Consider the following 9,712-nt stretch of genomic DNA (forward strand, 5'->3'; position numbering starts at 1 on the left):
GGGGCATGTCCGTCCTGCGACGTGTCCCGACACGGCCTGAGCCGTCAGGCCGTGGCAGCCTTCTTGCCCCGTGTCGCTCCGCCGCGTCCCCGCAGCGTGACTCCGGACTCGCTGAGCATCCGGTGGACGAATCCGTAGGAGCGGCCGGTCTCTTCGGCCAACGCCCGGATGCTCGCACCGGAGTCGTACTTCTTCTTCAGGTCTGCCGCGAGCTTGTCGCGCGCGGTGCCGGTCACCCGGCTGCCCTTCTTCAGAGTCTCGGCCACCCGTGCCTCCTCAGGGGAAGTGCGCTCTGGATTCTCATGATCACCCCTCGCGGGCTTCCTGGCCACCCATTCGGCAAGGTCCGTACAACCGGTTTCGCACCCCAGGAATGCGTCTTCACGAGCGGAATCTCGCATTCTGCCGGGCTTCGAGGGCAGTCCGGCGCGGAGTTGAGACGAAGAGCCAGGTCAGGGCCGTATGAGCGGAATCGGCCCCACATGGGTGCGCCCGGCAGGTATCTGCCGGGCGCCGCGCCGAGGTACGAGAGGTCCTCACGCAGATGATGGATCACGCGTAGGCCGAATGATCCAGTCGGAGTGGATCAGCCGGCAGCGGGCAGGGAAACCACCCGGGCCGCGGGAATCAGGCCAGGGCGACCAGGTCCCGGTAGTCCGCACCCCACAGGTCCTCGACGCCGTCCGGCAGCAGGATGATCCGCTCCGGCTGGAGCGCCTCGACCGCGCCCTCGTCGTGCGTGACGAGGACGACCGCGCCCTTGTACGTGCGCAGCGCGCCGAGGATCTCCTCGCGGCTGGCCGGGTCGAGGTTGTTCGTCGGCTCGTCGAGGAGCAGCACATTGGCGGAGGAGACCACCAGGGTCGCGAGCGCCAGACGGGTCTTCTCACCACCGGAGAGCACGCCGGCCGGCTTGTCGACGTCGTCGCCGGAGAAGAGGAACGAGCCCAGCGTCTTGCGGACCTCGACGAGGTCGAGATCCGGGGCGGCGGAGCGCATGTTCTCCAGGACCGTGCGCTCCGGGTCGAGGGTCTCGTGCTCCTGGGCGTAGTAGCCGAGCTTGAGCCCGTGGCCCTCGATGACCTGGCCGGTGTCGGGCTTCTCGGCACCGCCGAGGAGTCGGAGCAGGGTGGTCTTGCCCGCACCGTTGAGGCCGAGGATGACGACGCGGGAGCCCTTGTCGATGGCGAGGTCCACGTCGGTGAAGATTTCGAGCGAACCGTAGGACTTGGACAGTCCCTCCGCCATCAGAGGGGTCTTGCCGCACGGCGAGGGCTCGGGGAAGCGCAGCTTGGCGACCTTGTCGGAGACCCGGACCGCTTCCAGGCCGGAGAGCAGCCGCTCGGCGCGCTTGGCCATGTTCTGCGCGGCGACGGTCTTGGTCGCCTTGGCGCGCATCTTGTCGGCCTGCGAGTTGAGCGCGGCCGCCTTCTTCTCGGCGTTCTGGCGCTCACGCTTGCGGCGCTTCTCGTCGGCCTCGCGCTGCTGCTGGTAGAGCTTCCAGCCCATGTTGTAGATGTCGATCTGCGAGCGGTTGGCGTCGAGGTAGAAGACCTTGTTGACGACCGTCTCGACGAGGTCGACATCGTGGGAGATCACGACGAAGCCCCCGCGGTAGTTCTTCAGGTAGTCGCGCAGCCAGACGATGGAGTCGGCGTCGAGGTGGTTCGTCGGCTCGTCGAGGAGCAGGGTGTCGGCGTCCGAGAACAGGATGCGGGCCAGCTCGACGCGGCGGCGCTGACCGCCGGAGAGCGTGTGGAGCGGCTGTCCGAGCACCCGGTCGGGCAGGCTGAGCGCGGCGGCGATGGTGGCGGCCTCGGCCTCGGCGGCGTAACCGCCCTTGGTGAGGAACTCCGTCTCCAGCCGCTCGTACTTCTTCATCGCCTTCTCGCGGGTGGCGCCCTTGCCGTTCGCCATCCGGTCCTCGTTCTCACGCATCTTGCGCAGGATCTCGTCGAGACCACGGGCGGACAGGATGCGGTCGCGGGCGAGGACGTCGAGATCACCGGTGCGCGGGTCCTGCGGGAGGTAGCCGACCTCACCGGAGCGGGTGATGGTGCCCCCGGCCGGTGCGCCCTCGCCGGCGAGGCACTTGGTGAGAGTGGTCTTGCCCGCTCCGTTGCGGCCGACGAGGCCGATGCGGTCACCCTTGGCGATACGGAAGTTGGCGGACTCGATGAGGATGCGGGCGCCGGCACGCAGCTCGATACCGGAAGCGGTGATCACGGAAAAACTCCAGGGCGGATTGGACGGCGGACGGGACGACTTCAGAGTCTCGACTCGACGCCGCTACTCATGCACAAGGAGAATTGCCATAGGGGCCATTCTACTGGCGGTGTGCAACTGCTTTTCCGCATGCTCCTACGGCATTTGCCGATCACTCGCCCGGCACGTCCTCCGGCGCCGCCACCCTGACTCCATCCGGTAACCAGAGCAGGCATAACGGAGTGAACTATCCGATACTCGGCACAGTGCGGTGAGGCGGCCGTGGCCGGACCGGAGAGTGGTGACCCCATGCAGCTCGACGACGCCGATCTGGGGCGCACCGCGCAACGACCACACCGGACAAGTCGACCGGGCGGCCGCTGATCACCTCCCTGACGCAGGCGGACATCCGGGACGGACTCGACGCGGCCGCCGCCGTGGTGGGCGACGACCGGATCCAGGGGAAGTTCCAGGGCAGGGTCACGCCTCAGTCCTGGACGCACGGCTCGGCGGCGCAGCGACAGCAGTGGTTCACCATCGGTTTCCGCAGCGGCGACGTGGCCCACTGCAACACCTTCCGGTGAGCCGCCTGCGCGGCCGGTCCGCCGCTGCCGGTGACGGGCGGAATACTGAGACGGATATCACAATGGAGAGTGAAGAGAGGTGAGCGCCATGGCGGGCGCACCGGCCGGGGTTCCGACGATCTATCCGACGATTCTGTACAGCGACGCGAAGGCCGCGATCAGGACGCTGACGGAGGGGCTGGGGTTCACCGAGGAAGCGGTGTACGAGGGTGAGAACGGCACGGTGCTGCACGCGGAGCTGTCCTGGGGCAACGGCAGGGTGATGCTGGGCTCCAAAGGGCGCGGGGGGATCTTCGCCAAGGCGATGACGGATGCGGGACCGAGCGGGGTGTACGTCGTGGTGGACGAGGTCGATGCGCACCATGCGCGGGCCGTGGAGTACGGGGTGGAGATCCTGATGCCGCCCACGGATCAGGACTACGGGTCGCGCGACTACACGGCGCGTGACGCGGAGGGCAATGTGTGGAGCTTCGGGACGTACGCCCCGGGGTCCGCGGACTGACCGCGTCCGCGCCCCCGGGCGCTCCCCCCTGATTCCTCGTGCGTGCCGGACGCCGCCTGGTGGGCGGGACTTTTCGGCACACGTCCTACGCGCCGCCGGTGTGCACCTGGAAGGCGGCCCGGCGGACGGCCTTGGCCAGCGCGGGGTCCGGATGCGCGGCGGCCAGCGCCACCAGCACCTGAACGGTGCGCGGGTGGCCGACGGCCCGGACCTCGTCCAGCAGCGCCGGGACCGTGCCCTGGACGGCGGAGTCGAGATGACGGACCAGCAGCGCCGTCTCGCCGTGGTCGGCGACGGCCGCCGCGGTGTCGACCCAGAGCCAGGTGGCTTCCTCGCGGCTGAGGAGCTCCTGGGCGTCCTCCGGGTCGGCTCCGTCGTACTCGGCCAGCCAGAGCAGCGCGTACGGGCGCAGCGGTGGGTCGGCGACGACGGAGCGCACCACCGGCTCGGCGGGGGCTCCGACGACCCGGAGTGCCTCGAAGGCGAGTCCGCGCAGCAGCGCGTCCTCGCCGCGGGCAACGGCGAGCAGTTCGGCGACGGCGCTGCCGACGGGACGGGCGGCCAGCCATGCGCGGTATTCGGCGCGAGCCGGTCCGGGGGTGAGCCGGGCACAGCCGAGCAGCATGTCGGCGGCGGACTGCTCGATGTTCCCGGCCGGGCTCTGGGCGGCGACGCAGATCTGTTCCAGCTTGACCCAGACCGCCCAGTTGCCGAGCGGGGTGAGGGTGGCATGACCGGCGCCGAGCGTGAGTGCGCCGACGGCGGCCAGTCCCTCCAGTGCCCAGTCGAGGAGCAGCGCGACCAGGGCGGCGGGGTGCGCGGTGAGAGCGGCTCCCGCCGACTCGGCCGGCGCCTCGGGTCCGTACGGCACCTCGCAGCGCTCCTCGTGGAGTTCGGCGACGCGCTGGCCGAGGAGGTCGAGGAGGGCGGGCACGGTGACCGGGCCCGCCGAGAGCTGTAGGAGGGAGAGCACCTGCGGTACGGCCTCGACGGCTTCGGCGACCGCGGTGGACTCGATGTCCTCGGGCGCCGGGTGGACGAGCGACCAGGCGTCGAAGAGCGCCACCCAGCCACGGAGCACGGCGGAGTCGTCGCGGTCCCAGGCGCGCAGCCGCCAGCCGGGGCGCGCGGTCTCGCCGTGGAGTTCGACGAGGCCGGCCAGGCGGGCCCGGTCCCAGCCGGAGCGGACCTGCGCCGGGGACAATTCCAGTGCGGTCGCAGCCCGTTCGAGAGCGTGGGCGGCGAGCGGGGCCGTGCCGGGGCTCGCGCCGTCGGCGGCCCAGCGGGCGATCCGTACGGCGTCGGCGAGCGCGGCCCTGGCCTGGCGGGCCAGTTCGGCACGGGGCGGGGTGCCCTCGGGCGGGCGGGGAACCGGCCTGGTGCGCCGGGTGGTCACGGCCTTGCGGGCGGTGGCAAGGGGTCGCGGGCGGACAAGTCGCAGCCTGGAGTCGCGCGGGGTACGGGACGTCACGGGGAGCAGTCTTGCCCCTGACGGCCCGAAAGCCCAAACGGAACCCGGATTCGCGGCGGAAGGGGGCTGCGGGCCCGGACGGCACCAACCGGCCGATCCCTCCCATCAGCTCACATCAGCGGCGTGAGGAAGCGCCGCAGAGCCTCTTCGTAGCGGGCCGGATCGGCATTCCACATCGCCGCATGCGGAGCCTGCGGTACGGGATGCAGGGCGACCAGGTCGGGACGGCGCTCGGCAAGCTCCCGGCTCGGCTGCCAGGGGGCCAGGGTGTCGGCGGGGCCGTGGAAGATCAGCGTCGGGGCGTGCAGGGCCTGCGGGAGGGAGGCGTCGAGGAGCCGGGAGCCACGCAGACCGGTCTGGCCCTGCGCGGCGCGCAGCGCGAGCGGCAGCAGCGGGGACGGGACGCCGCGGGCGGTGGCCAGGGCGCGCAGGGTGGTGGCCCAGTCGAGCACCGGGGAGTCCAGGACGAGGCCGCAGATCCGCGTGCGGAGCGCAGAGTTGACGGCCGCGTGCAGGGCCATGGAGGCGCCGGTGGACCAGCCGTGCAGGACGACCTTCTCGGCACCGTACCGCACGGCGAAGCGGACGGCCGCGTCCAGGTCGCGCCATTCGGACTCACCGAGGTGGGCGAGTCCGTCCGGGGAACGCGGGGCTCCGGGGTCGCCGCGGTAGGCCAGGCCGAGGACCGGCAGCCGCAGCCCGTGCAGGAACTCCATGATGTTCATGGGGTGTTCGCGGGTGGTGCCGAGGCCGTGCACGGTGATGACCCAGGTGTCCCGGGGGCCGGGCACGAACCAGGCGGGCAGGATGCCGAGCTCACCGGGGATCTCGACGTCCTCGTGGTCGAGGCCGAGGGCCGTGCCGGGGTCGCCGCTGTACAGCGCGGGGGTGATCCGGACCTGGGCGCCGGGTTCCAGGCTGCCGTCGTTGACGCGTTCCAGTCTGCGTACGACGGCGTCGGGGGCGTGCGGCGCCTGCTCGACCACCGGGCCGACGACGGCCTGGACGCCGTCACCCACCAGTCCGTACATACCGGGCCGGAGCGCGGCGAAGGAGCGGGTCAGTGTGACCTGCCCGGCCGCCGTGGCGTGCACGGTGAGCTTCCGGTCGGCGGGGAGCGGACGTCCGGACGGCACCCTCAGGGCGGCGCCGCTGGCGTACCGGCCGGCCACGACCGCTGCCGCGCCGACGCCGAGGATGGTGGTGACGGCTGCTGCCGCCGCTGTTGCCGGGCGCACTGCTTCAGTGTCGGGGGGTGTGCCGCGCCCTGCCAGTGGACAGGGGCCGTCCGATGGCTCGCCGGGGCTCCAGGTCAGCCGGGTTGTCCGTACCCCTTCAGGGCGTCCTGCACGTCGCGCAGCTGAGCGAGGGAGAGCAGGGACGGGGTGTGGCCGGGTACGGAGCTCGCGGTGAGCCAGAGCCTGCACATCCATTCCAGCTGGGCGGTGCGGTCGTAGGCCTGGTCGAGGGTGGATCCGTAGGTGACGGTTCCGTGGTTGCGGAGCAGACAGCCCGTGCGGTCGCGCAGGGCGGCCAGCATGTGCTCGGCCAGCTCCTGTGTCCCGTAGCGCGCGTAGGCCGCGGTGCGGACGGGGCCGCCGAGCATGGCGGCGGCGTAGTGCACCAGCGGGACCTCGGGGACGAGGGTGGAGACGGCCGTGGCGTGCACGGCGTGGGTGTGCACGACGGCGGCGGCGTCGGTGTTGCGGTAGACCGCCAGGTGGAGCGGGAGTTCGCTGGTCGGGGCGAGGGCGCCGAGCACCTGGTTGCCGTGGAGGTCGACGGCCACGGTGTCGCCGGGACCCAGCCGGTCGTACGGCACACCGCTCGGGGTGACCAGGACGAGGTCGCCGACCCGCGCCGACACATTGCCCGAGGTGCCGACCACCAGGCCCTCCGCAGCGGTCCTGCGGGCAGTGGCGACGACACCGTTCCAGGCCCGCTCGATCGCGTCGCGTGCGCCATTCGCACCGTGCCCGTTGTGCCCGTTATGTCCGCTGCGTGCGCCCTTGTGATGCTCAGTCATGGGGGAATCCTGTCAGCGAGGTCGGCACGGTAGGAGGCGTCGGGTGACCCACATCTCTTTTCGGAGGTTTCCGGGCCTCGATTCACAGGGCGCGAAGCGAGGCGTTAGGGGCGAAATCCGGCCACGACAGGCACTGCGCCCCCCACCGGCTGTCGGTGCCCCGACAAAAGGAGTGACTCAACTCCGTTTGGAGTCACCACGAGGCCCCGCTCAGTTCACCTTCCGTTCACCCAGGTTGCCTACGTTCCACGTGCCAATGACGTCGAACGATTGCCTGGGTAAATGGAACACATCACGCTGCTCCTCGCGATTGTGATCGTGACAGCTCTAGTGTTCGATTTCACGAACGGTTTCCATGACACCGCGAACGCGATGGCGACCACCATCTCGACCGGTGCCCTCAAACCCAAGACAGCGGTGGCCATGTCCGCCGCTCTCAACCTCGTCGGCGCCTTCCTGTCCGTGGAGGTCGCCAAAACGATCTCCGGCGGGATCATCAACGAGGACGGACTGCGGACAGAAGTCATCTTCGCGGCCCTCGTCGGCGCCATTCTGTGGAATCTGCTCACCTGGCTGGTCGGCCTGCCGTCCAGCTCGTCCCACGCACTCTTCGGCGGCCTGATCGGCGCAGCGGTGATGTCGGCGGGCTGGTCCTCGGTCAACGGCGGAACCGTCGTCACCAAGGTGCTGCTTCCCGCGGTCGCCGCCCCGGTCGTCGCGGGTGTCGCCGCGCTGCTGGCGACCAGGCTGACGTACCGGATCGGCGGCGGGAACCGTAACGAGGCCCAGGAGAAGGCCACTGCCAAGGGCTACCGGGCCGGCCAGATCGCCTCGGCCGGACTGGTCTCGCTCGCCCACGGCACCAACGACGCGCAGAAGACCATGGGCGTCATCACCCTGGCCCTGGTCACCGGGGGCGTCCTGTCCCCCGGCTCGAACCCGCCGGTCTGGGTCATCGTCTCCGCCGGTCTGGCCATCGCACTCGGCACCTACCTGGGCGGCTGGCGCATCATCCGCACGATGGGCAGCGGCCTCACCGAGCTCAAGCCGCCGCAGGGCTTCGCCGCCCAGACCAGCGCGGCCACGGTCATCCTGGCCTCCTCGCACCTCGGCTTCTCCCTCTCCACCACCCAGTCCTGCTCCGGCGCCGTGATGGGTGCGGGTCTGGGTCGCCAGGGCGGTGTGGTCCGCTGGTCCACCGCGACCCGGATGTTCGTCGCCTGGGGTCTGACCCTGCCGGCCGCGGGTCTGGTCGGCGCGGGCGCGGAGTTCCTCACCAAGCAGGGCACCTGGGGTGTCATCGCCGTCGCCGTCCTGCTCGTCGCGGGCTCCGGAGCGATCTGGCTGCTGTCCCGGCGCAAGCCGGTCGGGCACGACGATGTCGCGCCCACCGGTGAGGTCGCCGAACCGGCGGGTGTCATCACCACCGCCATCGCGGCCGTCACCCCGCCGCCGCCCGCCGGGGCGGCCGCGGTCGCCACGGCAGTGGACACGACCACGGACCTCAAGACCACCATCCCGGCCCAGCCCGGAACCGTCGCCGCTGATCCGGCGCGGCCCGCCACGGTGTAAGGACAGATCACCATGAACATCGACTGGGCAGCTCTCGGCACCGTCTTCGGCGTCTCGCTCGTCGTCACCGTCGCGCTGGTAGGCCTCTTCACCCTGGGCATCGTCGGCCTCTCCAAGCAGCCGGAACCGGCCGCGCAGGGCGGCTCCACCGGAGGCTCCCTGGTGCTCGCCCGCGCGGGCGCGTACCTCTGCTTCGGGCTCTGCGCGGCCTCGGTCGCGTACGGGATCTATCTGATCGTCGCCTGAGCCCCTTCCCGCACTCCCCCGTCGGGCCGGACACACCTCGCGTGTCTCCGGCCCGATGTGCGTCTGCGCACACTGCACCGCCGCAGGTCAACGCCAGGTTGACGGGCGTTCGCGGAGCGTGGTGGACTGCCGGAGCCATTTACGGCGACAGCAGAGGAAGCCGGTGTGAATCCGGCGCGGTCCCGCCACTGTCACCGGGGAGCAGTCCCCCACACCGGAAGTCACGGCCCGCGCATGCGGGCTGGAAGGCCGGGGGAACTGCGGATCCGGGAGCCAGGAGACTCTCGCCGCCGGTCACGTCGAACCAGGGCGCGGACCCTGAGTGAGGACATATCGCCATGCCCGGCTGCCGTGCGTCCGCCGTTTCTGTGCCGCTCTCACCAGGAGCCGGCTGTACCGAGGTCCTTCGAGGCAGCACGGCCGGCTGAGCCGTGCGAGCCGACCGCATCTTCGCGTACGGCGCCGCCGCCGGCCTGATCGGCGACCTGCTGCTCGGTGATCCCCGCCGGGGGCATCCGGTTGCCGCCTTCGGGCGGGCCGCGGCGGGCGTCGAACGGCGTCTGTGGCGCGACCACCGCGGGTGGGGCGCCCTGCACACCCTGGTCTGCGCCGGAGGCGCTGCGGGTGGAGCCGCGCTGGCCGCCCGTGCCGTACGCCGTCATCCCGCCGCCTCCGTCGCCCTGACCGCGGCCGCCACCTGGTCCGTCGTCGGCGGCACCTCGTTGGGTCGCGAGGCGCGCGCCATCGGCGGCGCGCTCGCCGCCGGTGACATCGAGCTGGCCCGGGAGCGCCTCCCCTATCTGTGCGGGCGCGACCCGCACTCCCTCGACGGGCCGCAGATCGCGCGCGCCGTCGTGGAGTCCGTGGCCGAGAACACCTCGGACGCGGTGGTGGGTGCCCTCGTGTGGGGCGCGCTGGGTGGCGTGCCCGGACTCGTCGCCTTCCGCGCCGTCAACACCCTCGACGCGATGGTCGGGCACAAGTCGCCCCGCCATCTGCGCTACGGCTGGGCCTCGGCCCGCCTGGACGACGTCGCGGGCTGGCCCGGCGCCCGGCTCACCGCAGCGCGCGCCCGGGGGTGCGGGGGGGCCCCCCCGCCCGCCCGG

At 71.5% G+C, this 9,712-nt stretch carries 9 protein-coding genes, 1 pseudogene and 1 riboswitch; of the genes and pseudogenes, 5 read left to right on the forward strand and 5 right to left on the reverse strand.

What is annotated here, in order from left to right; all coding sequences use genetic code 11:
* Positions 1–44 precede the first annotated feature (44 nt).
* Positions 45–266, reverse strand: coding sequence for a helix-turn-helix domain-containing protein (locus AB0915_RS26560; RefSeq protein WP_037691626.1), 222 nt, complete (start codon positions 264–266; stop codon positions 45–47).
* A gap of 361 nt (positions 267–627) precedes the next feature.
* Positions 628–2,226, reverse strand: a complete 1,599-nt coding sequence (locus AB0915_RS26565) for an ABC-F family ATP-binding cassette domain-containing protein (protein ID WP_366693461.1) — start codon at positions 2,224–2,226, stop codon at positions 628–630.
* A 314-nt stretch (positions 2,227–2,540) separates the two neighbouring features.
* On the opposite strand from AB0915_RS26565, the pseudogene AB0915_RS26570 reads away from it, so the two are divergent.
* Both AB0915_RS26570 and AB0915_RS26575 read left to right on the forward strand, forming a co-directional pair.
* Positions 2,541–2,789 (forward strand): annotated as a pseudogene (locus AB0915_RS26570) (neutral zinc metallopeptidase); the annotation flags it as partial.
* Positions 2,790–2,877: 88 nt separating this feature from the next.
* Complete coding sequence (locus AB0915_RS26575) at positions 2,878–3,291, forward strand: VOC family protein (RefSeq protein ID WP_366693462.1); 414 nt, start codon at positions 2,878–2,880, stop codon at positions 3,289–3,291.
* Positions 3,292–3,376: 85 nt separating this feature from the next.
* Here AB0915_RS26575 and AB0915_RS26580 read toward each other — a convergent pair whose 3' ends face one another.
* From AB0915_RS26580 to AB0915_RS26590, 3 genes are all read right to left on the reverse strand, one after another.
* Positions 3,377–4,687, reverse strand: coding sequence for a hypothetical protein (locus AB0915_RS26580; RefSeq protein ID WP_366693469.1), 1,311 nt, complete (start codon positions 4,685–4,687; stop codon positions 3,377–3,379).
* 185 nt (positions 4,688–4,872) lie between these two features.
* Positions 4,873–6,000: a hypothetical protein gene (locus AB0915_RS26585; RefSeq protein ID WP_366693463.1), complete on the reverse strand. Its 1,128-nt coding sequence runs from the start codon at positions 5,998–6,000 to the stop codon at positions 4,873–4,875.
* Between the two features lie 74 nt (positions 6,001–6,074).
* On the reverse strand, positions 6,075–6,788 hold the full coding sequence (locus AB0915_RS26590) for a class II aldolase/adducin family protein (protein ID WP_366693464.1): 714 nt from the start codon (positions 6,786–6,788) through the stop codon (positions 6,075–6,077).
* Between the two features lie 282 nt (positions 6,789–7,070).
* On the opposite strand from AB0915_RS26590, the gene AB0915_RS26595 reads away from it, so the two are divergent.
* The 3 genes from AB0915_RS26595 to AB0915_RS26605 all read left to right on the forward strand — a co-directional run.
* Complete coding sequence (locus AB0915_RS26595) at positions 7,071–8,360, forward strand: inorganic phosphate transporter (RefSeq protein ID WP_366693465.1); 1,290 nt, start codon at positions 7,071–7,073, stop codon at positions 8,358–8,360.
* A 12-nt stretch (positions 8,361–8,372) separates the two neighbouring features.
* Positions 8,373–8,606, forward strand: coding sequence for a hypothetical protein (locus AB0915_RS26600; protein ID WP_366693466.1), 234 nt, complete (start codon positions 8,373–8,375; stop codon positions 8,604–8,606).
* A gap of 152 nt (positions 8,607–8,758) precedes the next feature.
* A riboswitch (cobalamin riboswitch) is annotated at positions 8,759–8,890 on the forward strand.
* Positions 8,891–9,037: 147 nt separating this feature from the next.
* Positions 9,038–9,712, forward strand: a 675-nt coding sequence (locus AB0915_RS26605; RefSeq protein WP_366693467.1) for a cobalamin biosynthesis protein, incomplete at its 3' end; no start/stop codon positions are given.

This window comes from Streptomyces sp. NPDC048411 (assembly GCF_040704695.1).
Lineage (GTDB): Bacteria > Actinomycetota > Actinomycetes > Streptomycetales > Streptomycetaceae > Streptomyces.

Bases quoted from the DNA above. Each gene is read 5' to 3' on its own strand.
- AB0915_RS26575 (WP_366693462.1), top strand. From the start codon at position 2,878: ATGGCGGGCGCACCGGCCGGGGTTCCGACGATCTATCCGACGATTCTG.
- AB0915_RS26590 (WP_366693464.1), bottom strand. From the start codon at position 6,788: ATGACTGAGCATCACAAGGGCGCACGCAGCGGACATAACGGGCACAAC.
- AB0915_RS26595 (WP_366693465.1), top strand. From the start codon at position 7,071: ATGGAACACATCACGCTGCTCCTCGCGATTGTGATCGTGACAGCTCTA.
- AB0915_RS26600 (WP_366693466.1), top strand. From the start codon at position 8,373: ATGAACATCGACTGGGCAGCTCTCGGCACCGTCTTCGGCGTCTCGCTC.